This is a genomic window from Leuconostoc sp. LN180020 (genome assembly GCF_014844115.1).
Classification (GTDB): Bacteria; Bacillota; Bacilli; order Lactobacillales; family Lactobacillaceae; genus Leuconostoc; species Leuconostoc citreum.
In genome coordinates this window covers 1,671,083-1,697,819 of record NZ_CP039736.1, presented here as the reverse complement: position 1 = coordinate 1,697,819, position 26,737 = coordinate 1,671,083, and the positions used below count along the sequence as shown (strand labels likewise).

Sequence of the window (26,737 nt, the reverse complement as noted above, 5' to 3'; positions counted from 1 at the left end):
AGATAAAATGATTTCAAAGCGTATACAAGCAGTACAACCTGCAGCAACTTTGGCAATGAGCCGTATGGCAAAGGATATGCAAGCTCAAGGTATTGATGTCATTAATTTAGGTGTGGGGGAATCTGATTTTCAAACACCTGATAATATCACGCAAGCGGCTATTAAAGCCATTGAGAATCATCAAACGAGTTTTTATACACCAACCAGTGGTTTGAACGCTTTAAAGTCTGCCATTGTTAGTCAGGTAAAAACGCGATATGCTGCTGATATTTTGATAGATAACGTCACAGTAACCACTGGTGCAAAATTATCGCTATTTGCTTTGATGCAAGTGTTACTAAATCCAGGAGACAATGTTGTTTCAGCGGCGCCGCTATGGGTGAGTTACGTAGAACAAATCAAGCTGGCTTCAGGGAAGCTTCATGCGATTATTCCAAACAATCCAGAATTGAAATTAACTCGCGAAGACTTAGACGCTTTTCCTGAGCAAATTAAGTTAATCATTGTTAATTCCCCTAATAATCCGACAGGACAAGTGTATTCTAAAGCCGAAATAATGGCGATTTTAGAATGGGCAGAAGCGCATGAGACTTATGTCATTTTGGATGAAATTTATGGACAATTAGTATATAATGGCACAACTTTCACATCTGGTCTGCAAATTCAGTCCCTTGAAAATAGCCGTATGATTATTGTCGATGGTGTGTCAAAGGCTTATGCTATGACTGGTTGGCGGATTGGTTGGACCTTAGCATCATCGGAAATCATTAAGGGAATGAATAAGTTGTTGGATCACATGACATCCAATCCAACAGCTGTGGCACAGTATGCAGCGATTGAAGCTTTACTTGGTGACCAATCAACCGTGGAAACGATGCGTTTAGCATTTGAACAGCGCTTGAACAAAACATTCGATGCACTCAATAGTGTGCCAGGGCTTCAAGTTGCTGTTAAACCGCAAGGCGCTTTTTATCTCTTTCCGAAAGTCGATAACAGCATAATGTTGGCTGCTGGTGTGAATAATACAAATGATCTTTCAATGAAATTGTTACAAGAGGCTCATGTTGCACTGCCTGCAGGCGAAGGCTTCAGTATGCCGGGTTATTTACGTATGGGTTACGCAAAAGATCAGGCAGTCTTAAACGAAGCGGTTCAAAGATTGACAAATTTTTTTCAACAATATAAATAATTTTAAAATAGGAGTAGTATATTGATTTCGCATTTAGCGGGCGATATACAGAAACAAAATGTCACAAGAAATACCTACCATTCAAATCATTGATGCTAAGAAATATGTCGGACAAACCGTAAAAATCGGCGCATGGCTCCGTCAAAAGCGTGGTTCTGGGAAAATAGCTTTCCTACAATTGCGCGACGGTACAGCTTTCTTTCAAGGCGTCGTAGCCAAAGCAGATGTTCCCGAATCAGTATTTGACGTTGTCAAGAGTTTGAAACAAGAAACAAGCCTTTATGTTGTCGGCGAAATTCACGAAGATGAACGGTCATCTTTTGGTTATGAAATTGCTATTTCTGATGTGGAAATTATCGGCGAGAGTCATGATTACCCAATCACACCAAAAGAGCATGGGACAGAGTTTTTGTTCGATGAACGTCACCTTTATCTGAGACATTTAAAACCATTTGCGACCTTGAAAATTCGTAATACATTGATTGCTGCGACCTACGAATTTTTCAATGAACGTGGCTTTACTAAACTTGATTCACCATTGCTTACTGGCTCTGCCCCAGAAGGTACAACAGAGCTGTTTGAAACAGACTATTTTGGGGAACCAGCATTTTTGTCACAAACAGGACAATTGTACGCTGAAGCAGGGGCTATGGCCTTTGGAAAGGTCTTTACTTTCGGCCCTACTTTTAGAGCTGAAAAATCAAAAACACGACGCCATCTTACTGAATTTTGGATGGTTGAACCCGAAATGGCATTTATGCATCAAGAAGAAAGTTTGGAGATACAAGAGGCGTATATTGCCTTCTTGATTGCCAAGGTATTAGAACGTAACGAGCAGGAGCTTGATATATTAGAACGAGATAAGGATTTGTTACGGTCATATACTGAGTTGCCTTATCCACGCGTGAGTTATGATGATGCTATTAAGTTACTCCAAGATAATGGTTTTGATGTTGCGTGGGGTGTTGATTTTGGGTCACCTGAAGAAACTTTCTTAGCTAATCACTTTGCTAAACCAGTATTTATTGTGAATTTTCCGAAGGCCATCAAAGCGTTTTATATGAAGCGCCATGCAACGCGTGATGATGTGGTTATATCTGCTGATTTGTTGGCACCTGAAGGTTATGGTGAAATTATTGGTGGTTCTGAGCGTGATACGGATTATGACTACCTCAAGGAACGTATTGCGGCCGAAGGGTTGAATCAGGATGAATACGAATGGTATCTTGATTTACGTAAATATGGTTCTGTACCACATTCTGGTTTTGGATTAGGACTAGAGCGTATGGTAACTTTCGTAACAGGGGAGGAACACATTAGAGAAGCGATTCCATTCCCACGTATGACAAACCGTCTGAGACCTTAAGTGGCAGTATCAATTTTATCCTTTACCACTGGGTAAAAAATGTTAAAATTGACTATAGTAAAAAACGTCCAAGTTAGACTTGGACGTTTTTATCAAGTGTTTTAGATAGAATATGATGGTAGGATATGGCGTTAGAAAAAAGATTACAACAATATATTCAGGCAGGACAAACGAATATTAATAATGATTTGCTGCTACATTATCAAGATATAGGGATGGATAATGATGACCTCGCGTTATATCTTCAGGTGATGCGTATTCAAGCGCAAGGCAATCAAGCAACGCCTAAAATTTTAGCACAAGTGCTACATATTACAGAGACCGTTGTGATTGCGCGGTTGAAAAGCCTGATAGCGCGAGACCTAATGGTTATTTCAACAGCGACCAAGCAAGTTGAAACGTATGATTTTCTGCCTATGATTGAAAAATTAGTACAAGGTCAAAAGATTAGTACCACACCAATTATGTCAGATGGTAAGTCGACACGACGTGAAATCTTTCAAACAATTGAATCAGAATTCGGTCGACCATTAACACCTATGGAAATGCAAACAATTGGGCAATGGTTTGATCAAGATCATTTTGAGCCTGATTTGATGTTGCTTGCGATACAGGAGGCTGTGGCGAATAATGCTCGGAGTTTAAGATATATTGAAACAATTCTGATTAACTGGCAACGAGACCAAATTAAAACGCCAGCGCAAGCACAGATTGCTAAACAAAAAAGGCGAGGGGTCACTTATACATATGATAATTTATTTTAAAATAATTTTGGGTACAGCTTTTTCTAAGTCCAAATGAAAGCCATAAATTGGTTTTAAGTTAGGCGAATAAAGTTGTGTTTCACGTCCCATGTCTTGTAACCTAGCGGTTAATTGAGACAATGTCATGGCCTTTTTGCTAGTTTCTAAGCAAATATTTGGGGAATCTGGTAAATATTGTAGCTCGCCTATCGCTAATATTTGATCGTTATTTTGCCAAAAAATAAGACTTTTATTAGACATAAATTGTGTTAAGTCTTGAAAATCACTAAGTTTCATCATGCATCTCCTGCCTGACTAGCATATTTTTATTAATCACATCACTACATAGTAGTATAAAGGAAAAATAATGGAAAAAAAATATCAAATTATGGCTACTGCTGCAGCGGGGCTTGAGTCTTTAGTTGGAAAAGAATTAGATCGATTAGGTTATGATAACCAAGTTGAAAATTATCGTGTGCGTTTTACGGGCACTGCACGTGATATTTTGACGGCAAATGTCTGGTTACGCACGGCGGATAGAATTAAAATCATTGTCGGAGAGTTTGATGCCAGAACCTTTGACGACTTGTTTGAAGGTGTTAAAGCATTACCTTGGGAAGATTTTTTGAATTATGATTCTGAATTTCCGGTCGCTGGTCGTTCAAAAAAATCAGAATTATTTAGTGTCCCTGATGTGCAAGCCATTACTAAAAAAGCGATTGTTAACCGATTACAAGAGGCCTATCATATTCGTACGCGGTTACCAGAAAATGGTTATTTTGCGCAATTAGAGGTCATGATTGATAAAGATCATGTTATGGTGACATTAGATACCACTGGACCATCTTTGTTCAAACGTGGTTATCGTGTGAACAAGGGCGGTGCACCATTAAAGGAAAACTTTGCGGCTGCACTCGTCTTACTTACTAATTGGCATCCTGATCGGCCTTTTGTTGATCCGACAACTGGATCAGGCACGATTGCAATTGAAGCAGCACTAATCGGTCGCAATATTGCCCCTGGCTTAATTCGTGATTTTGACATTGAACAAATGGATTGGTTTGATAAGTCATTATCTGACATTGTACGCGATGAGGCTGAAGCACAGGCAGATTACGATCGACAGTTGGATATTGAAGCTTTTGATATCGATGAAAATATGGTTAATATTGCCATCGAAAATGCTAAACATGCTGGTCTAGGAAAAGATATCACCTTTAAACAATTAGCTGCTAAGGACTGGACTACGGACAAAGTGAATGGTGTGCTCGTGTCAAATCCACCTTATGGTGAAAGATTAGGTGAGTTAGAGGCCGCTCGTGAACTTTATACAGAAATGGGTGACGTCTATCGTCAATTACCGAGCTGGAGTAAATACATTCTTACAAGTGATTTGGATTTTGAAACTTCATTCGGGGAAAAAGCAACTAAACGTCGTAAATTATATAATGGCGCTATGCGAGTTGATTATTTCCAATATTGGGGTAAGCGTGCAAAATAAAAAACAAGTTTTATGCATCATGCATAAAGTTTGTTTTTTATTTTGTCTATTACTGAGCATTATGTACGATTATTTGTTGTTAGAATGGTGAGCAGATTAATGATTTTTAGAAAGAGAGTGTCATTATGTCAAAAGAAGCCAAGATGATAGATATTTTTTCTGCCCAATTAAAGACAGTCACACCTAGTCCTATTCATACATTTAGTGAAGCGGTCGATCATGTCCCAAACATTCTAAAATTAACAATTGGCGAACCGGATTTTAATGTTCCGGAACACATAAAACAAGCCGCCGTTGCAGCGATTAGTTCAGATGATTCACATTATTCAGTATCCGCTGGTACCTTGGCATTGAGACAGGCAGCTAGTCAATTTTTAAAAAGACACTATGATTTGAACTATCGAGCAACGACAGATATATTAATTACGATTGGTGCGACTGAAGCACTGTATGTTGTCTTAGCCAGTATTTTAGATGAAAATGATGAGATACTGATACCTACGCCGGCTTACCCGATTTATGCACAAATGACGCGCATCAATGGTGGTCAACCAGTGCTCATAGATGTTTCTGATGACGACTTTGTGTTAACGCCAGAAAAGCTAAAGCAGACAATAGCAACGCATCACCATATTAAAGCAATTATTATCAATAATCCATCCAATCCCACAGGAATCACTTACTCTGAAACACAAATTAAGGCACTAGTTAGTGTATTAAAAGATACTAATATTTTGATTATTTCAGATGAAATATATTCTGAATTAACATATAATGGACAGCATGAATCTATTGCTCGCTATCTACCTGAACAAACTGTTGTCATTAATGGGGTTTCTAAAGCGTATGCCATGACAGGTTATCGCATTGGCGTATTGGCAGGGCCAACACTACTAATAAATGAATTCAATAAGGTCCACAGTTTTATTATTATGACACCTTCTAATCCCGCGATGGCTGCAGCTAAAGTGGCTTTTAGTAGCCAAGAAAGCCTAGTATCAACTGCTAAAATGAAACAAGATTATCAGCATCGACGTGACTATTTAGTCAAGGCACTAAAGCAATTAGAGTTCGAATGCATAGTGCCCAATGGCGCTTTTTATGTTTTTGCTAAAGTACCAGATGATTTTATACAAGATGACGTGGCGTTTGCTAACGATTTGGTAGACAAAGTACAATTAGCAGTTGTTGCGGGGGCGGGATTTGGCCCCGGTGGTGCGGGATATATTAGAGTCAGTTATGCTGCTGCGATGTCTAAGTTAGAAGAGGCTGTAGCGCGATTGACTTGTTACGCAGGAATTATTAGGAAATAGTCTGTATTTTTATCAGGCACATGGTAAAATGTGACTACTCAACTTACTTTAGTTGTTAGTTTTTATCTATGAATCATGAAAAAAGGAGATATATTTGGTTAACTTGATATGCTATCAAAAATTAATCGAGTATTTTAATAATAATGCCAGCAGTATACATGCGAGAAGCTCAGCAGTCTGATTGCACAGTGATTGAGCAAATCATCAATCAAGGTCGCGCTTTTTTAAAAGCTCAAGGTTTAAATCAATGGCAAGGGACATATCCCAACAAAGACACGATTAGTGATGATATAGCGCGTCAACAAGGTTATGTTTTGCTATTAGATAATTCAGTTGTTGGTTATGCAGCGGTGATCGAAGGGCAAGACCCAATTTATGATGCGATTGAAAATGGCGAATGGTTAAATTCAACCACTAACTATGCTGCGATTCATCGTTTTGTTATTTCTAATCGTTATCATGGTCAAAAACTAGCCCAACGTTTGATGTCATGTATTTTTACTTATTTCATAGCATTAAATTGTCGTGATTTCAGAATAGATACCCATCCAAATAATGTCCCTATGCAGGCTGTTATCACTGGTAATGGCTTTCATTTAAAGGGGCATGTTTACATTAATGATGGACAATCGCGTGAGTTGAGATGGGCATATCAAATTGTGATTTAGTGTTTATTTACTTATTATTAGTAAGCTGATATGATAATAAGGTATCTATTTGCAAAAGGAGGAAATACACGCTCTTAAAAAAAGCACGTGTATTCAATGATATGTTATTTAAACAACTACAACAGCAACGGCGCTCTATTTACTCACTCGGAAAAAATATTGCGCAGACACCAGAAACAATATCTGATATTGTAACCACAGCGGTTAAGGCCTCTCCAACAGCGTTTAACAATCAATCCGTCAGAGTAGTGGTACTGACTGGAAATTCACATGACAAACTATGGCAAATTGTAATCGACAGTTTAAAAACGCAAGTATCTGATCAAGCGGCTTATACTAAGTCAATAGAAAAAATTAAGAATAGCTTTTTATCTGCCTATGGTACTGTGCTTTTTTACACAGATATGAGCGTGGTTAAGTCTTTTGAACAGAATGTGCCATTGTATGCTGAAAATTTTTATGATTGGTCAGAGCAGGGTCACGCCATTGCAGAGTATGCTACATGGCTTGCATTGACGGAGAATGGTATGGGTGCTTCGTTACAACATTACAATCCATTAATTGATGATCAAGTTGCTGCAGCATTTAATATCCCTAACGCGTGGCGTTTACGTGCGCAAATGCCTTTTGGGGAAATTTTGGCAGTACCATCAAATAAAGATACTATTGCTGATGATGAGCGTTTTAAGTATTTTAACTAATTAAGCATTGTTTTGTCACCGATGATAATCATGGGTGGCTTTTTAAATTGTGACAACCTAGACATTTAAGTGTAATACATATTTAGTATAATCGTAATGAATATAAATATTGGAGAATGGCATTGTGAAGAAGACTAAATGGATTGTGTTAGTTTTATCGACGACATTTTTTATTGGCATAGAGCGCGTCTCTGCCTCAAGTGCAGTGAATGACTATATTTTAAAAAACAATATTACACCTGCAAGAGAACAAGTGAATTATCGTATTACGATGCAAAATCCTGCCAATAATGGTGGGATTAATATGAACTTTAAATTTGGCAAACCACAGATGGTGATTATTCACGATGTCGGGGTCGAATTTAGTACCATAGATAATGAAATTACTTATATGGTCAACCATCAGGACAGTGCATTTGTGCATAGTTTTGTTGACGGCAGTCAATTAAAAACAATTGCGGATACTTCTAAAATTGCCTGGGGTGCTGGCCCTTTTGGTAATCGCTATGCTGACCAAATTGAGCAAATTCGAGTGAACAGTAAAGGCGAATTTGCGCAACAGATTGCCTCACTGGCAAATTGGACAGCTAACCAAATGATTAGGTATGGTATGGGAGCGCCAAAGTTAGTGTCAATTGCCAATAAAGACTTAGATGGTAATTTGGCTAGTCATGAAAATATTTCGTATAAATGGGGCGGGACAGATCACGTTGACCCTGTGGCTTACTGGAATGGTCGTGGGCAAAAGTATTTTTATCAAAAATATGATATGAATCAATTCCGTGATTTGGTTGCTTATTATTACAACAAAAGTTCATTTGACACGATGAGCAATCAAAAAACAGTGAACTATTCAGCACAAATTAATGAAAATGGTCGTAATGACGGCTTGTTTATTGGTGGGCCATGGCGTGCTACAAACAGCAGTATGCGTGCAGCAGGTATGGCACCACAGTATGATCAACAACGGGTGACAGTTACACAAACTGCTGATACAACGAATGGCAGCTGGGCTGAAATCGTATTAACCAATGGTCAAAAGTACTGGGTTGACATAAAAGCATTGCAAGCTGTCGACACGATAAGTAATCAAAAAATAGTGAACTACACAGCACAAGTTAACGAGAACGGTCGTAACGATGGCTTGTTTATTGACGGGCCATGGCGTGCAACTATCAACAGTATGCGTGCAGCAGGTATGGCGCCACAATACGATCAGCAGCATGTGACAGTGACTCAGACTGCTGACACAAAGAATGGTAGCTGGTCTGAAATTATGTTATCAACTGGTCAAAAGTACTGGATTGACAGTAGAGCGTTACAAGCTGTGGACGCCATGAGCAATCAGAAAGTAGTCAATTACGCAGCGGAAATTAATGAAAATGGGCGTAATGATGGCTTGTTTGTCGGCGGGCCATGGCGCGCAACAATTAGTAGTTTGCGTGCAGCAAGTATGGCACCGCAATATGATCATCAGACAGTGACAGTGACTCAGACTGCTGATACAAAGAACGGTAGTTGGGCTGAAATTCTATTAACAAGTGGTCAGAAATATTGGATTGACATTAAAGCGCTAAAGTCCATAAATGCTTTTGATGCCATGAGTAACCAAAAAACAGTTAACTATTCAGCACAAATCAATGAAAACGGTCGAAATGATGGTTTGTTCATCGGCGGACCATGGCGTGCAACTGTTAGTAGCATGCGTGCAGCAGGTATGGCACCACAATACCATCAACAACGTGTCACTGTCACACAAACAGCTGACACAAAGAATGGTCGTTGGGCTGAAATTACCTTAACAAGCGGCCAAAGGTATTGGATTGATATCAGGGCACTGAAGACACTAGAATCATTTGATGCTATGAGTAATCAAAAGGCTGTTAATTATCAGGCACGCATTAATGAGAATGGCCGTAATGATGGTTTGTTTATCGGTGGACCATGGCGTGCGACATTAAATAGCATGCATGCGGCTGGTATGGCACCACAGTATGATCAACAGACCGTTACTGTCACACAAACGGCCGATACAAAGAATGGTAGTTGGGCCGAGATTACAATGCGGAGCGGTCAAAAGTATTGGATTGATTTGCGGGCGTTATCAGCTAGTCAAACACCTACTGGACAAAAAGATATCAATATTAATCAGTTATCATTAACAGGGGTTTCTGCAACACAGAAACAATGGCTCAGCAACTTGTTGCCAGATGCTGTAACGGTTGCAAGGAATAATAATTTGTGGCCATCAGTTGTGTTGTCACAAGCAATTACTGAAAGTGCTTGGGGCCAAAGTGAACTTGCAACGCAGGCGAATAATTTGTTTGGTGTCAAAGCCACATCAGATTGGCATGGTGCTGTATATAATGTGAAGACACGCGAAGTCGCTCATCAGGAGATGTCGGTTGTCGATTTTACCAATAAAACCATACATGTTAAAAAAGGTGATAGCTATTATGTGATGGCAGCATTTAAAAAATATACGACACAAGCGGATGGTTTAAATGATTATGTCGATAAAATGGCTACCAATTATCGTCAAGCATTAAGATCAAATTCAACAAATTATCGTGATGCCGCAACACATTTGCAACAAGCAGGTTATGCAACTGATCCGAATTATGCAAGTAGTATGATTACGCGTATAGCAAGGTATGTACTCAATGCGTTTGATTAATAATTAATATTAGGGGGCAAAGAATGTTAAAAAAAATAATTAGTGGTGTGATTGTTTTGATTGTTATCGTTGGTGGATTAGTCGTGTGGGGACATAGTAACAAAAAAACGCCGACAACTGTCACAGAGAAGGCGACATCACAATCGCAATCTAAAACCACCATGTCGAGTGAACCGTCAGATAAAAGTATCGCAACGTCTCAGACGGAACAAACGTCACAAGCAACGACAACTGATGCACAACCTAGTGCAAGCAGTAGTGTTGTTCCTAATGGTGCCGGACATGAGTCGGAAGAAAAGCAAATTGCGCAACAATCAAGTCAAGCTGGCCAAATCATGACAGTTGCGGCTGCAAGACAGGCTATGAGGCAAGCAGGGATTGACGATGGTGCATTTTCTAATAACGATATTAATGGCTATATCATCAAGTCAAATGCCGCCAAGCAAGACTTTATTAGTTATCTTAAGTCACAAGGATTTTAATTAAAAAGCAAGTAATCCGTATTAACGGGTTACTTGCTTTTTGTTTTCAAAAATTTTTCTTTCATCTCAGCTAGTTTTTCAGCTTTTGTCAGTTGTGTTTGTTGTGTTGATTTGTATTTAGCGTTAGCTTGTTTTTGTTTAAAATCAATTTGATAACGGCCCATTGTCAATCCTCCTGTTTATTTACTTTATCTAGTATACGTTATTTGCTGAGTTACTGCCATTAAATTGATGTGAACATGATAAAATAACACTAATAACAATGAATCAGTAGGAGTATAAAATGGTTAATTTAGCTGATGTTGCGCGACAAGCGCATGTTTCCCAAATGACAGTCAGTCGCGTCATTAATCACCCAAATCTCGTGTCTGACGAAGTACGTGACTTGGTTAACCAAGCCATTAAGGCGGTAGGCTATCAACCAAATCGAATAGCTAAAGCATTAGTTAATCAGCAAAACTATGTTATCCAATTTATTGTATTAGAAGATATTGCTACCGTTGAACCGAATTATGCCATATTATTATTAGAAATTGCTGAAGTGTTGAATCAAAAAGGCTATACTCTAGAAATTAGTACCATACTGGAACCAAATAGTCACGTTGATGGACTGATTGTTAGTGGCTGGCGTGATTCAGATCTTGAACGTCTATCAGCAATTAATGTGCCAATGGTGCTCTATGGGCAAGCGCCTACATGGTATGATTTACCTTACGTTGATGTGAATAATCGTATGGGAACAAGCTTAGCTACAACACATCTCATTGAAGCAGGATACAAAAAGGTGATTTATATTGGTATGACAATGGCACTCCCTTTTGTACGGGAGCGAGAACAAGGGTATTTGGAAACAATGGCTAAACATCATCTTGTCTCCAGAACTTATGACGTGTCTAATCATTCGCACGATGCAGAAAAGTTAATCCAGAATATTATAGCGCACCTACCAAAAAATACAGGCATTGTTTGCGCTACGGACCGCATTGCGTTAGGAGTTGTCAGAGCATTGAAAGCACAAAGCCAGATACCTGAAAACTATGGTGTTGTCGGATTTGATGGTGTCTTTATTGATCAAATCACATCACCTAAGTTAACCACGATTAAGCAACCATTTCGGCAGTTGGCTAATACTTTAGTGTCTAATTTGCTGAACCAGTTGCATCATAGTGAATTAAAAACGGAGTTAATTCAGCCACGGTTAGTAAAAAGAGATTCAACGCGTCAAGTATAAAAACATGTTATCGTTAACATGTAAAACACTATATCATTTTTTGCAAGACGACTTTATACTAAATTTTGTAAGCGTTTACAAAATTTAGTATAAAGGAGTTTATCATGCGTAATCAACAACGCGGCAAGGGTTTACCAAATTTGCCACTGCGTACAATTTGGATGTTGAGTTTTGGTTTTCTTGGCGTCCAAATGGCCTTTTCACTGCAAAGTTCGCAGATGGGTCGTATTTTTCAGACACTCGGTGCAGATCCAACAAAACTTGGATTTTTCTTTATTTTGCCACCTTTAGCTGGTCTTTTTGTCCAACCTATTGTGGGTTATTTTTCAGATAGAACTTGGACCAAACGTTTTGGCCGACGAATGCCTTATTTATTGGTGGGCGCATTGGTGTCAGTCATTGTCATGTTTTTATTGCCCAACTCAGGTAGTTTTGGTTTTTCAACTACTGCAGGTCTCTGGTTTGGTGCCATTACAATTTTGTTTATGGACTTGAGTTCGAATGTTGCCATGCAACCATTTAAAATGGTTGTTGGAGATATGGTCAATGAAGAACAAAAATCATATGCTTATGCAATACAAAGCTTTTTATCTAATACGGGGTCTGTATTGGCTACAATTTTCCCTTTTTTACTCACGATAATCGGTGTTGCTAACACGGCACCAAAAGGTGAAGTACCACCGTCTGTGGTGATTTCATTTTATGCTGGGGCGGTTGTCTTAGTTATCTTTTCGTTAATTGCAGTGTTTAATGTGAAAGAGTACGATGACAAAACTTATGAATTGTATCATGGTTATGCATTAAATAAACCAGAAGACGGGCAATCTGACTTCTTGACTTTGTTAAAACGTGCACCCAAAACATTCTGGCTGGTCACTGTGACACAATTTTTTAGTTGGATGGCTTTTCAATATTTATGGACTTATGGCACAGGAGCTGTCGCTGACAATGTGTTTAACGCTATTAATCCAACAAGTTCCGGCTATCAAAATGGGGGTAACTGGTTCGGTATTTTATCGGCTGTCTATGCTATCTCAGCGGTATTGTGGTCATTAGTGTTGTCTAAGATACCTGCAGGTAAAAATAAATTGGGCTACGCACTATCATTATTTTTAGGTGCTATCGGCTTTGTTTCGGTTTTCTTTATTCACTCGCAGTACGCCCTCATTGGTTCGTTTGTATTAATTGGTGTATCATGGGCGGGTATGATGGCGTATCCATTCATTATGGTCACTAATGCATTACCTGGAGACCATATGGGCACTTATTTGGGTCTGTTTAATGGATCGATTTGTTTACCACAAATCGTTGCCTCAGTTGCCAGTTTCGCAATTTTCCCAGCATTAGGGTCACATTTTCCAACCATGATTTTGGTGTCAGGTTGTTTAATGCTACTTGGCGCACTAAGTGTTGGCTTTATTAAAGAAGCCCAGCACAACATTAATTAGTTTGATATTTATTAGTAAGAAATAAAAGGGGTAGAAATAATGAAACGTATATTTGATATTGATCCTTGGTTAATTACAACGCATGAGCTTAACTCGGAAAATAAACGGTTACAAGAATCAATGACGAGTTTAGGAAATGAATATATGGGTATGCGCGGTATGTTTGAAGAAACCTACTCGGGCGACACGCATCAAGGCATTTATATTGGTGGTGTTTGGTTTCCGGATAAGACACGCGTTGGCTGGTGGAAAAATGGTTATCCAGAATATTTTGGTAAAGCCATCAACGCTTTGAATTTTGTTAAGGCTGATATTTATATTGACGACCAGCAAATTGATTTAGCGCGTAATCCTTTTTCTGATTTTGAGCTTTCTCTCGATATGAAAACAGGGGTCTTGAATCGCACATTTGCCGTATTTGGCGTCCAAGTGAAAATTACACGATTGGTTTCAGCTGCGATGAAGGAACTCATGGTCAGTCATTATGAATTTATGTCGCTAGACGGTGTAGCGCATCGTGTGAGGTTTGATGCAACAATTGATGCGGATGTTACTAACGAAGATGCCAATTATGATGAGCAGTTTTGGCAAGTTTTAGCTGCTGGTCATGAACAGCAGACAGCATTTATGGCAACACAAACAATGCCCAATCCTTTCAAGGTGCCGCAATTTACGGTGGTGGCACGTCAAAGTTTTCAAGGTGGCACACAACAAGCAGCACACGAAACAGAAAAAGCAGTCACAGATACTTTCAATATTGAGGTGCCAGCTAAAGGACAAGCAAGCTTTGAAAAACGCGTGATTGTGACCACTTCACGCGATTATGATGATTTAACAGCCACGATTGCAGCAAGCCAGCACTTAACTGAAACTATTCAGTCCACCACTTATCAAGAATTGTATCAAGCACACCAAGATGAATGGGCTCAAAGGTGGGCTAAAGCTGATATTCAAATTGTTGGTGACGATGCGGCTCAACAAGGCATTCGTTTTAACTTGTTCCAGCTATTCTCAACTTATTATGGTAATGACCCACGTCTTAACATTGGGCCCAAAGGTTTTACTGGTGAAAAATATGGTGGGGCAACTTATTGGGATACGGAAGCCTTTGCTATTCCGGTTTATTTAGGTGTTGCTGATCCTGCTGTAACGCGGGCGCTATTGCAATATCGATTCAATCAATTAGAAGGGGCGTTCCATAACGCAAAGATGCAGGGACTTAAGGGCGCTTTGTATCCAATGGTGACGTTTGATGGGATTGAATCACATAACGAATGGGAAATTACTTTTGAAGAAATTCACCGTAACGCAACGATTGCTTATGGCATTTACAATTATACTAATATTACTGGAGACCACTCGTGGTTTAACGGTTATGGCGCACAAGTCTTTTATAATATTGCGCGATTTTGGGCTGACCGTGTACATTACGTAACACGTCGAGATTGCTATATGATTCATGGTGTAACTGGGCCTAATGAATATGAAAATAATGTCAATAATAATTTTTATACAAACTGGATGGCAAAATGGGTTTTGAGCTATGCAGTATCACACTATGATGAGATTGATAAAGCACAACAGGCAGTATTAAACATTGAATCAAAAGAGCTTGCGCACTGGCAAGACATTGTCGATAAAATGTATTTACCTGAAGCAGATATTGATTTACATGGTAAGAAGACGCATATTTTTGTCCAACATGATACCTTCCTAGACAAAGATTTAACGCCTATTGCCGACATGCCACAAACTATTCGCCCGATTAATCAACATTGGTCTTGGGATCGTATTTTACGATCACCGTACATCAAACAGTCAGATACATTGCACGCGATGTTTTATTTTCCTGATGCTTTTACGACTGAAGAAAAACAGCAGAATTTTGATTTTTATGAACCTTTGACTGTACATGAATCGTCATTGTCGCCTTCGGTTCACTCAGTTCTTGCGGCTGACTTACAAATGGCTGAGAAAGCTGTTGAAATGTACGAACGTGCAGCTAGACTTGATTTAGATAATTATAATAATGACACAGCTGATGGTCTACATATTACCTCAATGACAGGCTCTTGGTTAGCTATTGTGCAAGGTTTTGCGGGTATGAGAGTGCGAGAAAATAAATTATATTTGAAACCATTTTTACCAGAAAAATGGCAACAGTATAGTTTTCGTCTAGTATTTAGAGGTCGCGTACTAGAAGTCACTGTTAATCAAAAAGAAACAACAGTGGCATTAATATCAGGCAAAAATTTAACAATTAATTTATTAGGGGCGGATGTTTTTTTGACATCTAAATAGGCCCTACCATGTAGCCATAGCAATTGAAATGCAAACATGACTTGCTAACGTCACAAAGGCTTATCACGTGACATATGCAATTAAAGGAGAGCGTATATGAAGTTTGAAAATATTAAGGGTTTCGCATTTGATTTAGATGGGGTCATTGCTGACACTGCTAAATTTCATGCATTGGCTTGGCAAAAAATAGCTGAGGAAGTCGGAACAACTTGGACAACATCTTTGGCAGAGTCATTAAAAGGGGTTAGTCGCATGGCATCGTTGCAGATAATTCTTGATGCTAGTAATCGTTTACTAGCGTTATCAATGGCCGCCAAAAAAGAGCTCGCTGACAAAAAAAATCAACATTACCAGCAACTAATTGTGACACTAACACCAAAAGATATTTTGCCTGGTATGTTGAAATTTATTGATTCTGCCTATGACAATGGCTATAAAATGGCTATTGCTTCGGCATCGAAAAATGCACCACTCATTTTGTCACAACTACAGCTAACTGATTATTTTGATGGGATTGTTGATCCAACGGCCCTAAAAAATGGTAAACCAAACCCAGAAATATTTTTACGTTCAGCAGACATCATGTCATTAGATAATACACAAGTCATAGGTTTAGAAGATGCCACTGCTGGTATTACAGCGATTAACGCTGCTGGACAAACCTCACTTGGTATTGGTAACGCAACAGTTTTATCGGCAGCAAATTTAATTTATCCGTCGACGGAAAGTGTGACACTTGCCAATATTGCACATGATATGAAAAATATATGATATCAAATAAAAAGTACAGTAATATTTGTTAATTCTGTGCTTTTTATGATGCTATGATTTTTTCAACCGTGCCACCAGCTATTAATTTGGTTTCAGTAAAAAGGACAGCGCTTGGCGATAAAGTTTGTTCGACAAGTGCGGTAATTGCTAGACTACCCATTAAATGAAAATTTTGTTGCACAGTATTAAGTGGTGGTCGTGTCAGCTGGGTTAATTCAGTTCCATCAACGCTAATAATAGAAAAATCAGTTGGGACAACAATCCCAGCATCTTTGGCACCGTTCAGTAAGCCGACACTGATAATATCTGCAGAACCGATAGCAGCAGTAAATGGTAGTGGTGTTTTAAAATGTTTGATTGCTGCTAAACCAGTCTCGTAGTTGTTTTTATCACCCCAAATAAATTCGGGATGATACGGCAGGTTATGTTTGGCCAAAGCTTCAATGAAACCTTGCCGACGCAAGCGCGCTACGATAGGATCCGGCTCGGAAGAACCAATAAGAGCGATGTCACGGTGACCCTTCTGATATAGAAAATCGACAACTTGATGCATCATAGCATAGTTATCCGATGAGATTGATGGGATTTTTGTATTTAATTGGTTAGAAATACTGATTAACTGCACATCGCTACGCGTTAACATCTCCAGCAAGGCATTTGAAGGATCAATAGCTAACATAAAAATTGCCAACACTTGTCGGGATAGCAATGACTGAACTGTCTGTAGTTGACGTACTTCATCACTTTCAATAAAGGTGACCAATAGTTCATAATTTAACTCATGCGCTTTGGCTTGCATACCCTTAATAATTTCATCGGCAAAGTTCGTATGTTCGGTTGGTACTAAGACACCAACCACGTGGCTCTGCTTTTGTGCTAAATCAGCAGCAGACTGATTTTTTAAATATCCCATAGCTGTTGCAATGGCACGAACGCGCACTGCCGTATCAGCATTAAAACGCCCGCGATTAGTTAAAATACGCGAGACAGAAGCAGGCGAAATACCAGCTTTATTAGCAATGTCTTTTATGGTTACTTTCATATTTTATATTATAAACTAAAAAGGTTGACAGGAATAATGAAAGCGGTTACAATTTAATGCGTAAACGTTTACGCAAATTATTGTTAGTGTTCGATACAAGGCTAAAGGAAATTAATATGACAGGTGAACAGTGGTGGCAACAAGCAGTTGTCTACCAGATTTATCCAAGAAGTTTTCAAGATAGTAATCATGACGGTATCGGTGATATACCAGGCATTATCGCACGTCTACCTTATCTGAAGTCATTAGGCGTTCAGGTGATTTGGTTAAGTCCAATCTATGAATCCCCTAATGACGATAATGGCTATGATATTAGCGACTACTGTCGTATTTTACCAGAATTTGGCACCATGGCAGACGTCCAAGAAATGTTTTCAGTTGCACATCGTCTAGGTTTAAAAATCATGATGGACCTAGTTGTTAATCATACATCTGATGAACATGCTTGGTTTAAGGCTAGTCGCCAAAGTAAAGATAATCCTTATCGACAATATTATATATGGCGTGATCCGGTCGATGGTCACGAACCAAACAATTGGCAATCAGATTTTGGTGGTTCAGCGTGGGCATTTGATGACACGACGCAACAGTACTATCTTCACCTATTTTCAAAAAAGCAGCCCGACCTAAACTGGGAAAACCCAACATTACGTCACGAAATTTATAGCATGATGACATGGTGGTTAAATCAGGGGGTTGATGGTTTTAGGATGGATGTCATTAACTTGCTATCGAAGCCAGTGCATTTCGTTGATGATCCAAATGTTACAACAGAAAATCATAGCTCATCGATGAATTTTATAGCTAATGGGCCAAAAATTCATGCGTATTTGCAGGAAATGAATCATGAAGTTTTATCAAAATATGACATTATAACAGTTGGTGAAACACCCGGTGTCACAACAGAAGATGCAATTAAATATGCTGGTACGACTGCTAATCAATTACAGATGATTTTTCAATTTGAGCATACCGAAGTCGATAATAGTCGTGAAGGTTTTGGGAAGTGGAGTGATGAGCGATTTAATTTAGTGATGCTTAAGCGCATTTTGTCAAAATGGCAAAATGATTTATATGGCAAAGCTTGGAATAGTCTGTACTGGAACAATCATGATCGCCCTAGAGTTGTTTCGCGATTTGGCAATGACTCTGACCAATATCGTGTGATATCAGCCAAAATGTTAGCGACAACGCTACATTTTATGCAAGGAACCCCTTATATTTACCAAGGTGAAGAAATTGGTATGACGAATGTCAAATGGCCAAGTATTACGCAATACAAAGATATTGATACGCGAAATGCTTACGATGATTTGGTGTTAAAACAAAAGCGCATGACACCTGACAAAATGATGTCCTATATTTACCATTCATCACGTGACAATGCGCGAACACCGATGCAATGGGATAAGACGTTAAACGCTGGTTTTACCGACGATAAGCCCTGGTTACCAGTAAATAACAATTATTCAGAAATCAATGTGTCAGCTGCATTGTCAGATAAACAATCACTTTTCTATTATTACCAAAAATTAATTCACTTAAGGCAAACAATGCCACTTATAACAACTGGCAAATATGTTGTGTTAGATATAGCGGATGACTCAGTTTATGCTTACCGTCGAATAAGCGACGATGCACAGCTCTTAGTTATTAGTAATTTTACAGAAAAGATGCAAAAGCGTCACTATGAGCGACCTGATTCTGCAACTGTGTTGATAAGTAATTATGATGATGATTTGGGCGATACTTTGCGCCCTTACGAAGCCAAGGTATATTTATTTTAAAATCTGAAGTAGTGGCCTGAATAATTGATTCAAGCGAATAAAGTCACTTCAAGAAGGAGAAGAGAATATGTTGCGTAGTACGGTTCAAAAAAGAGGCCAACTACCCATGTTGAGCAGCATGCAGCTGTTTTTGATGACATTTGGGTATGCGGGTGTGCAAGTTGCTTTCTCAGTTCAAACAGGAAACATGGGACGTATTTTCCAAACGTTGGGTTCTGACCCGACAAAGCTAGGTTTTTTCTTTATATTGCCGCCATTAGCAGGAATGATTACTCAACCAGTGATTGGTTTGTTGTCCGATAAAACATGGATTCCAAAGCTAGGAAGACGAATGCCCTATTTGATTGGGGGATGCTTAGTTTCGTTGATTGTGTTATTGTTGTTACCAAATACGGGGTCCTTTGGTTTTGGTTATGGGTCAATGACCGCCTTGTGGTTTGGGGCAGTGACAGTATTGTTCATGGACTTATCAGCTAATGTATCAATGCAACCTTTTAAAATGATTATTCCGGATATGGTTAACGCTGCGCAGACAGATCGCGCTTGGAGCTTACAAAATATTTGGGGAAGTTTAGGCGGCGTCATTGCGTTTGTATTTCCCTTTATTCTAACTTCGATGGGTGTTGCTAACACGGCAGCACGAGGTGTTGTGCCTGATTCAGTTAAAATATCATTTTATGTTGCTGCAGCGATATTGCTATTATCAACTATTTTTACAATTATGAATGTTAAAGAGTATGATCCAGAAACATTAGCTTATTGTCATGGCTATCAAGCCAACGATAAAGTACGAGAATCATTCGGGGATATTTTAAGACATGCACCAAAAGTTTTTTGGACGTTAGGATTGGTTGAATTTTTCGTTTGGTTCGGTATTCCTTATATGTGGACTTACTCAACGGGTGCCTTGTCAGAGAATATCTGGGGGGTTAGCGATCCAGCATCAGCAGGTTATCAGGCCGCTGGTAATTGGTTTGGTATACTGCAGGCAGTTTATTCAATTGTTGCCATTATCGTTGGTATTGCATTCCAAAGGTTGAACAATCGTACGCGAAAGATGGCATACTTTTTGAGCCTCATTGCTGGTGGTATTGGCTTCATGGTGGTGGCTTATGGTCATACACATGCGTCATCACTTATCGGTTTCGTATTAATTGGTATTGGCTGGATTGCTCTAATTTCAATTCCGTTCACAATCTTAACCAATGCTTTAGATGGCAAGCATGATGGCGTATATCTCGGTTTGTTTAACTGCTTTATTTGTATTCCGCAAATTGTTGCCTCTGTGGCTAGTTTTGTTATTTTCCCAGCAGTTGGAAAATCTATGGCTCATATGTTAGCGATTGCTGGCATCTTTCTGATTATTGGTGGTTGTTTGATTTGGATTGTGAAAGAAGAAAAAACACAAGTGTATACGACAAAAAAGGAGAAATAAAATGACAGAAAATATTAAGTGGTGGCAAAAAGCCGTTGTTTACCAAGTTTATCCACGCTCTTTTCAGGATGCAAACGGGGATGGTATTGGTGATTTGAAAGGGGTTGAGCAACATCTGGATTACATCGCAAAACTTGGTGCAGATGTTATCTGGCTGAATCCGGTTTATGCTTCACCTGATGAGGATAACGGTTATGATATTTCAGATTATGAAGATATTAATGCAAAATTTGGCAATATGGCAGATTTTGACCGTCTACTGCAAAAAGCACACGATAAGCATATTAAAATATTGATGGATCTAGTTGTTAATCACACTTCTAATCAGCATCAATGGTTCATCGAAAGTCGCAAGTCGAAGGATAACCCTAAACGTGACTTTTACATCTGGCGCGACTCGGTTGCGGGGCATGAACCAAATAACTGGGGATCATTTTTCTCAGGGCCAGCTTGGCAATACGATGACGCAACTGGTCAATACTACTTACACTTATTTGCGGAAGGACAACCCGATTTGAATTGGGTTAATCCGGAAGTACGACAAGCGGTATTTGATATGATGAATTTTTGGGTTGATAAGGGTATTGATGGCTTCAGAATGGATGTTATTTCATTGATTTCAAAGCCAGACGGTTTACCGGATGGTCAAGTGCCGACAGGTGGGGTGTATGGTAATGCCGATAAGGCTGTTGCTAATGGGCCACATGTTCATGACTATTTGAAAGAGATGCGTGACAAGGTGTTAAACCGTGCAGACATGATGACGGTGGGTGAAGCGTCTGGTGTTGACATACAAAATGCTATTCAATATGCCAACCAAGATACATCAGAATTAAATATGGTCTTTCAGTTTGAACATATGGGACTTGATAACAATCCTAACCCTGCTTTAGGAAAGTGGTATGATCAAAAAGTGTCACTAACGGCATTGAAAGAAAATCTCTCTAAATGGCAAAATAAACTTGCTGGTAAAGCATGGAATTCACTTTACTGGGATAACCATGACCAACCACGTGCTGTTAGTCGCTATGGAAATGACACACCAGCTTATCGTGTCATTTCAGCTAAAATGGTTGCGACACTATTGCACTTCATGCAAGGCACACCGTACATTTACCAAGGTGAAGAAATTGGGATGACGAATGCCTATAACTTAAAACGGGAAGATTTTGATGATATTGAAATTAAAAATGCCTTTAAATATTTGATTGACAAAGACAATTTGTTAGACGAAGAAACGATGCTACGTTATGTTCATGCTAAAGGTCGCGACAATGCTCGTACACCAATGCAATGGAATAATAGCGATAATGCGGGCTTTACAACGGGACAACCTTGGCTTAAATTGAACGATAATTATCAAACAATTAATGTGGCAGATGCGCTCGCAGATCCGAAATCAGTCTTTTACTATTATCAGAAATTAATTCAGTTACGGCATGATTTACCAATCATGACAACAGGCAAATACCAGTTATTAGATCCTGAAGACAACGACGTTTATGCTTATCGTCGGATTGGTCAGGGTGAGCAATTATTAGTGATTAACAATTTTACTGATCAAGTATTGACAAGAAACTATAGTGTGCCTGATGATGCTAGGTTGTTAATTGGTAACTATGATGACGATGAAGGTCAAACGTTACGACCTTATGAAGCAAAGGTATACCAATTCTAAGCATAATTTGTGATAAAATCTTGACTTTCTAATAGGGAACATATATGATTGAAACATATATTAAAGCCGATGAATTGGAAAAATCATAGTTTGGACAGATAGAAATTTTGCGGACGATGGAAGCAAAACAACAACTTGATTTGTGACACCTTGGAGGTCGCTGTTGTATAAGACAGTGCGTGGTTGCGCGATAAGCAGTCTAAGTAATGCGTAAGCATTAACATACAAGGTGGTACCGTGCAAAAGCGCCCTTAGTAACAGATGTTACTAAGGGCGCTTTTTAGGCTTGTAATGATAATAAAGGAGAATCTGTTGTCATTGAAACAGGTGTTTCAATGACAGTAGTTAAATAAAAATGGCAAAACCAACTTTTCAAAAACCAAAAGGAACGGCTGATTTGTTACCCGAACAAACGGCACAATGGCAACATATTGAAAGCATCGCGCGGTTGTTATTTGGTGATTATAACTTTAGAGAAATTAGAACGCCATTATTTGAAAATTTTGACGTCTTTTCCCGGTCAGCCGGAGATACATCCGATGTTGTGACTAAAGAAATGTATGATTTTCATGATAAAGGCAATCGCCACATCGCTTTACGCCCTGAAGGCACGGCAGGGGTAGTGCGCGCCTATGTTGAAAATAAACTGTATGGTCCAGAGTTTGATAAGCCCTACAAGGCCTTTTACATTGGGCCAATGTTTCGTTATGAACGACCACAAGCCGGTCGTTTTCGTCAATTCCATCAAATTGGTGTCGAGGCATTTGGTGCGACGGCACCTGCTCTAGATGTTGAAATTATTGCCATGGCGGTCGACTTCTTTCAAACATTAGGCTTAAAAAATTTAAAGGTAGCAATTAACACACTAGGTGACCAAGCTTCTCGAGAAGCTTACCGAAAAGCACTTATTGCTTACTTGAAACCACACTTTGATGAATTATCGCCAGACTCACAAGCACGATTAGAAAAGAATCCATTACGTGTTTTGGACTCAAAAGACCCGCGTGATCAAGTATTTGTTGAAGATGCGCCTTCTATTCTAGATTTTCTTTCTGATGATTCGAGTCAACATTGGCAAACGGTTCAAGAACTACTGACAGCACTTGATATTACTTTTGAAGTTGACTCGACTATGGTGCGCGGGCTAGATTACTATAATGATACGATTTTTGAGATTATGACAGTTGATGATAGCTTGAAAGGCGCAGCCACAATTGCTGGCGGTGGTCGTTATTCAGGTTTGGTAGCTGAATTTGGTGGGCCAGAAACACCTGGTGTTGGCTTTGGTATTGGCGTTGAGCGCTTAATTAGTTTGCTTGCAGCACAGGGCGTTGCACCTGTAAAAGATGATGGTTTAGATTTTTATGTTGTCAATATTGGGACATCAACAAATGTCGTTGCAACGCAGATTGTACAAGCCATTCGTTCATTTGGCTATGTTGCTGAACGTGATTATCTCGGACGATCTGCCAAGTCACAATTCAAATCGGCCGATCGCCACCATAGTCGTTATGTGGTGACTGTAGGAGAGACTGAGTTAGCAAATCACGTTGCTAATATTAAAAATATGGCAACAGGCATGCAGCAGACTGTGAAATTAGCCGATTTATATACCGATTTACCAACAATTATTGATTCACAAGGAGATGAAGCACAATGAAAAGAACAACATATGCTGGATTAGTTGACGAAAAATATCTTAACCAAACGGTTACCCTGTCGGGTTGGGTTCAGAAACGTCGTGATTTTGGCGATTTGATTTTCGTTGACTTACGTGATCGTGAAGGTATTGTACAATTGACGTTTAATGCGACACATGCTGAGGCGCTTGCAGTCGCTGAGAATATGCGCAATGAGTATGTTATATCGGTTAAAGGTCAAGTGGTGCGGCGTGAAGCAAGTCAAATTAATAACAAAATTCATTCAGGTCAAATTGAAATTGATGTCATTGAGGCAGAAATTTTAGCAACGTCAAAAACACCACCATTTTATATTGAAGATAATGTCAATGCTAATGAAGAGCTGAAGTTACAGTATCGTTATTTAGATTTACGTCGTCCGGAAATGCAAAAGAATTTGCGTATTCGTTCAAAAATCATGTCTAGTGCCATGCACTTCATGGATCAAAATGACTTCATTAATATTGAAACGCCTATTTTAGCCAAATCAACCCCGGAAGGGGCACGTGATTATTTAGTGCCATCACGTATTTTCCCTGGTTCATTTTACGCTTTGCCACAATCACCACAGCTGTTCAAACAATTGTTGATGGGTTCTGGCTTCGATCGTTACTTCCAAATTGCCCGTGCTTTCCGTGATGAAGATTTACGTGGCGATCGTCAACCAGAATTTACGCAAATGGATGTCGAGACATCATTTATGTCAGCCGATGAAATTCGTGAATTAGTCAATGCATGGGTTAAGGCTATGATGTCTGATGTCGTTAATTTTGATTTAGATACAACAAAGATTCCAACATTAACTTGGCAAGAATCAATGGATCGTTTTGGAACAGATAAACCAGATTTGCGTATTGCTTATGAATTAAAAGACGTTTCAGAAACTGTCAAATCATCTGAATTTGGTGTGTTTGCTAAAGCTGTCGAAGCCGGTGGTGTTGTGAAAGCGATTGCTGTACCGGGTGGCGCAGAAAACTATTCTCGCAAAGACATCGACAAAATGGCGCAATACATTGAACGCTTTGGCGCTAAAGGCCTGGCCTGGCTTAAAGTAACCGATGAAGGTATTTCAGGACCTATTGCAAAGTTTTTCCCTAATCATGCAGCATTATTACAGGTTACCGGTGCAAAGCCAGGCGACTTACTGCTATTTGGTGCTGGTCGAAACGATATTGTTGCGGCAACCTTAGATTACTTACGTCGTCAAACCGCTAAAGATTTGAATTTGATTGATATGACAAATCCATGGGCATTTGCTTGGATTGTAGACTGGCCATTATTTGAATATTCTGAAGATTTTGATCGTTGGATTGCTGCGCATCATCCATTTACAATGCCAAATGAAGAAGATTTGCATTATCTTGACGATGGTGAGGATCCACATCAAGCTCATGCACAAAGTTATGATTTAGTATTAAATGGTTACGAACTTGGTTCTGGTTCAATCCGTATTCATCGCATGGATATACAAGAAAAAATGCTCAAAGCACTTGGATTTACACCGGAAGCTGCTCATGAAGCATTTGGGTTTTTGCTTGAAGGTATGACGTTTGGGTTCCCACCAATGGGCGGTATTGCACTTGGTTTGGACCGATTAGCCATGTTATTGGCAGGCCAAGAAAATATTCGTGAAGTGATTGCCTTCCCAAAGAATTCTCGTGCCACAGAACCCATGACGCAAGCACCAACCCGTGTTGACCACAAACAATTAAATGATTTGGGATTGTTTGTATCAGACGTTGAATAGTTTCTAATAATTGTGGTAGGACTTTAGTTCTGCCTGTGATATAGTGAGTATATAGACAAGAGGGATGTACGTGAACGTACGAAAATAATGCAAAAATTTTTTCACAACTTTATGAAGAACCAATATGCGGGTCGACTTGGCGGTGCAATCTTTTATGGCGTGATTGTCGCCTTCGCTATGAATTATTTTTGGCGACCGGGTCATATTTATTCATCTGGATTTACAGGATTTGCCCAGTTAGTGTCGACCTTATCAGGGGGCAGAGTACCTGTTGCGTTAGCACTGGCACTTGTCAATCTACCGATGTTGGTCATTGCATGGGTGAAGCTTTCTTGGCGATTTGCGACATTTACAACGTTAGCCGTGTTGCTTAGTGCGGCGTTGATGCCAGTATTTGATACAACGCGTATACTAACGCCTGACCCGTTAATTAACGCGATGTTTGGTGGCGCCTTAAACGGTATGGCCGTTGGTACCGCATTACGTTATGGTGTGGGAACTGGCGGACTAGATGTGATTGGCATTTTGGTTAAGAAAAAGTTTGGCTTCAAGATGGGACCTGTTAATCTTGGTGTGAACGCGCTAATCATGATAGGTGCTGGTTTGACTTATGGTTGGAAGTACGCTTTGTATTCCATTGTTGGTGTGATTATCAGTTCACGTATGATTGATGCTTTTTATACTAGACAACAGCAAATGCAGGTTATGATTATCACAACAAAACCTGATCAAATGGTCCAAGGTATCTACGATAAAATGCGGCGTGGTGTCACAATCATTAACGACGCGCGCGGTGGTTATACGGGTGAAGGGCGTTATGTTTTGCTTACTGTTATTACCCAGCAAGAACGTTATGAACTACGTGAGGCGATTAAATCTGTTGATGAAAAAGCATTTTCTTCGACATGGAAAATTGAACACACAGTTGGTCGATTTTATGAGCCAGAGCTATAAAAAAGCAGAATCTGATGATTCTGC

At 39.4% G+C, this 26,737-nt stretch carries 22 protein-coding genes; 19 read left to right on the top strand and 3 right to left on the bottom strand.

Annotation, left to right across the window (positions count from 1 at the left end):
• Positions 1–7: 7 nt before the first annotated feature.
• From FAZ25_RS08660 to FAZ25_RS08650, 3 genes are all read left to right on the top strand, one after another.
• Positions 8–1,189, top strand: a complete 1,182-nt coding sequence (locus FAZ25_RS08660; protein WP_004904107.1) for a pyridoxal phosphate-dependent aminotransferase — start codon at positions 8–10, stop codon at positions 1,187–1,189.
• Between the two features lie 58 nt (positions 1,190–1,247).
• Positions 1,248–2,555, top strand: a complete 1,308-nt coding sequence (gene asnS / locus FAZ25_RS08655) for an asparagine--tRNA ligase (protein ID WP_004899955.1) — start codon at positions 1,248–1,250, stop codon at positions 2,553–2,555.
• Between the two features lie 125 nt (positions 2,556–2,680).
• Positions 2,681–3,319, top strand: a complete 639-nt coding sequence (locus FAZ25_RS08650; RefSeq protein WP_004907238.1) for a DnaD domain-containing protein — start codon at positions 2,681–2,683, stop codon at positions 3,317–3,319.
• On the opposite strand, the gene FAZ25_RS08645 is transcribed toward FAZ25_RS08650, so the two are convergent.
• Positions 3,311–3,598, bottom strand: coding sequence for a hypothetical protein (locus FAZ25_RS08645; protein ID WP_012305111.1), 288 nt, complete (start codon positions 3,596–3,598; stop codon positions 3,311–3,313). The two genes, FAZ25_RS08650 and FAZ25_RS08645, sit on opposite strands and share 9 nt — an antisense overlap.
• 67 nt (positions 3,599–3,665) lie before the next feature.
• Here FAZ25_RS08645 and FAZ25_RS08640 point away from each other — a divergent pair, with 67 nt between their 5' ends.
• The 6 genes from FAZ25_RS08640 (at position 3,666) to FAZ25_RS08615 (ending at position 10,640) form a co-directional block, all read left to right on the top strand.
• Complete coding sequence (locus FAZ25_RS08640) at positions 3,666–4,799, top strand: class I SAM-dependent RNA methyltransferase (protein WP_004899951.1); 1,134 nt, start codon at positions 3,666–3,668, stop codon at positions 4,797–4,799.
• A gap of 125 nt (positions 4,800–4,924) precedes the next feature.
• Positions 4,925–6,112, top strand: a complete 1,188-nt coding sequence (locus tag FAZ25_RS08635; RefSeq protein WP_192269491.1) for an aminotransferase class I/II-fold pyridoxal phosphate-dependent enzyme — start codon at positions 4,925–4,927, stop codon at positions 6,110–6,112.
• Positions 6,113–6,255: 143 nt separating this feature from the next.
• Positions 6,256–6,780, top strand: coding sequence for a GNAT family N-acetyltransferase (locus FAZ25_RS08630; RefSeq protein ID WP_004899947.1), 525 nt, complete (start codon positions 6,256–6,258; stop codon positions 6,778–6,780).
• A 101-nt stretch (positions 6,781–6,881) separates the two neighbouring features.
• Complete coding sequence (locus tag FAZ25_RS08625; protein ID WP_004907235.1) at positions 6,882–7,481, top strand: nitroreductase family protein; 600 nt, start codon at positions 6,882–6,884, stop codon at positions 7,479–7,481.
• Between the two features lie 124 nt (positions 7,482–7,605).
• Positions 7,606–10,158 (top strand): GW dipeptide domain-containing protein, encoded by a 2,553-nt coding sequence (locus FAZ25_RS08620; protein ID WP_004907233.1) that lies wholly within the window; start codon positions 7,606–7,608, stop codon positions 10,156–10,158.
• A 23-nt stretch (positions 10,159–10,181) separates the two neighbouring features.
• On the top strand, positions 10,182–10,640 hold the full coding sequence (locus tag FAZ25_RS08615; protein WP_012305112.1) for a hypothetical protein: 459 nt from the start codon (positions 10,182–10,184) through the stop codon (positions 10,638–10,640).
• A 29-nt stretch (positions 10,641–10,669) separates the two neighbouring features.
• Here the strand turns inward: FAZ25_RS08615 and FAZ25_RS09695 are convergent, their stop codons facing one another.
• Positions 10,670–10,804: a hypothetical protein gene (locus FAZ25_RS09695; protein WP_004899940.1), complete on the bottom strand. Its 135-nt coding sequence runs from the start codon at positions 10,802–10,804 to the stop codon at positions 10,670–10,672.
• Between the two features lie 119 nt (positions 10,805–10,923).
• Here FAZ25_RS09695 and FAZ25_RS08610 point away from each other — a divergent pair, with 119 nt between their 5' ends.
• The 4 genes from FAZ25_RS08610 (at position 10,924) to pgmB (ending at position 16,391) form a co-directional block, all read left to right on the top strand.
• The gene (locus tag FAZ25_RS08610; protein WP_004907226.1) at positions 10,924–11,871 is read left to right on the top strand and encodes a LacI family DNA-binding transcriptional regulator; all 948 of its coding nucleotides are present in this window, start codon (positions 10,924–10,926) and stop codon (positions 11,869–11,871) included.
• Positions 11,872–11,975: 104 nt separating this feature from the next.
• Positions 11,976–13,319, top strand: a complete 1,344-nt coding sequence (locus FAZ25_RS08605; protein WP_004904086.1) for an SLC45 family MFS transporter — start codon at positions 11,976–11,978, stop codon at positions 13,317–13,319.
• Positions 13,320–13,358: 39 nt separating this feature from the next.
• Entirely contained in the window at positions 13,359–15,620 is a 2,262-nt protein-coding gene (locus FAZ25_RS08600; RefSeq protein ID WP_192269488.1) for a glycoside hydrolase family 65 protein, read from the top strand.
• Positions 15,621–15,716: 96 nt separating this feature from the next.
• Entirely contained in the window at positions 15,717–16,391 is a 675-nt protein-coding gene (gene pgmB, locus FAZ25_RS08595) for a beta-phosphoglucomutase (RefSeq protein ID WP_004904082.1), read from the top strand.
• 43 nt (positions 16,392–16,434) lie between these two features.
• Here pgmB and FAZ25_RS08590 read toward each other — a convergent pair whose 3' ends face one another.
• Positions 16,435–17,433 carry a LacI family DNA-binding transcriptional regulator gene (locus FAZ25_RS08590; protein WP_040176810.1) on the bottom strand — a complete coding sequence of 333 codons (999 nt, stop codon included), beginning with the start codon at positions 17,431–17,433 and terminating at the stop codon, positions 16,435–16,437.
• Positions 17,434–17,549: 116 nt separating this feature from the next.
• On the opposite strand from FAZ25_RS08590, the gene FAZ25_RS08585 reads away from it, so the two are divergent.
• The 6 genes from FAZ25_RS08585 to FAZ25_RS08560 all read left to right on the top strand — a co-directional run bounded on the left by FAZ25_RS08585 (position 17,550) and on the right by FAZ25_RS08560 (position 26,713).
• Positions 17,550–19,220, top strand: coding sequence for an alpha-glucosidase (locus FAZ25_RS08585; protein ID WP_192269485.1), 1,671 nt, complete (start codon positions 17,550–17,552; stop codon positions 19,218–19,220).
• Between the two features lie 67 nt (positions 19,221–19,287).
• Positions 19,288–20,655: an MFS transporter gene (locus FAZ25_RS08580; RefSeq protein ID WP_004907216.1), complete on the top strand. Its 1,368-nt coding sequence runs from the start codon at positions 19,288–19,290 to the stop codon at positions 20,653–20,655.
• Position 20,656: 1 nt separating this feature from the next.
• The gene (locus FAZ25_RS08575) at positions 20,657–22,333 is read left to right on the top strand and encodes an alpha-glucosidase (RefSeq protein ID WP_192269482.1); all 1,677 of its coding nucleotides are present in this window, start codon (positions 20,657–20,659) and stop codon (positions 22,331–22,333) included.
• Positions 22,334–22,688: 355 nt separating this feature from the next.
• Complete coding sequence (gene hisS, locus FAZ25_RS08570) at positions 22,689–23,993, top strand: histidine--tRNA ligase (RefSeq protein WP_004904074.1); 1,305 nt, start codon at positions 22,689–22,691, stop codon at positions 23,991–23,993.
• Complete coding sequence (gene aspS, locus FAZ25_RS08565; protein WP_004904073.1) at positions 23,990–25,759, top strand: aspartate--tRNA ligase; 1,770 nt, start codon at positions 23,990–23,992, stop codon at positions 25,757–25,759. Before hisS ends, aspS begins: the two co-directional genes overlap by 4 nt.
• A gap of 87 nt (positions 25,760–25,846) precedes the next feature.
• Positions 25,847–26,713 (top strand): YitT family protein, encoded by an 867-nt coding sequence (locus tag FAZ25_RS08560; RefSeq protein WP_004904072.1) that lies wholly within the window; start codon positions 25,847–25,849, stop codon positions 26,711–26,713.
• Positions 26,714–26,737: the final 24 nt, after the last annotated feature.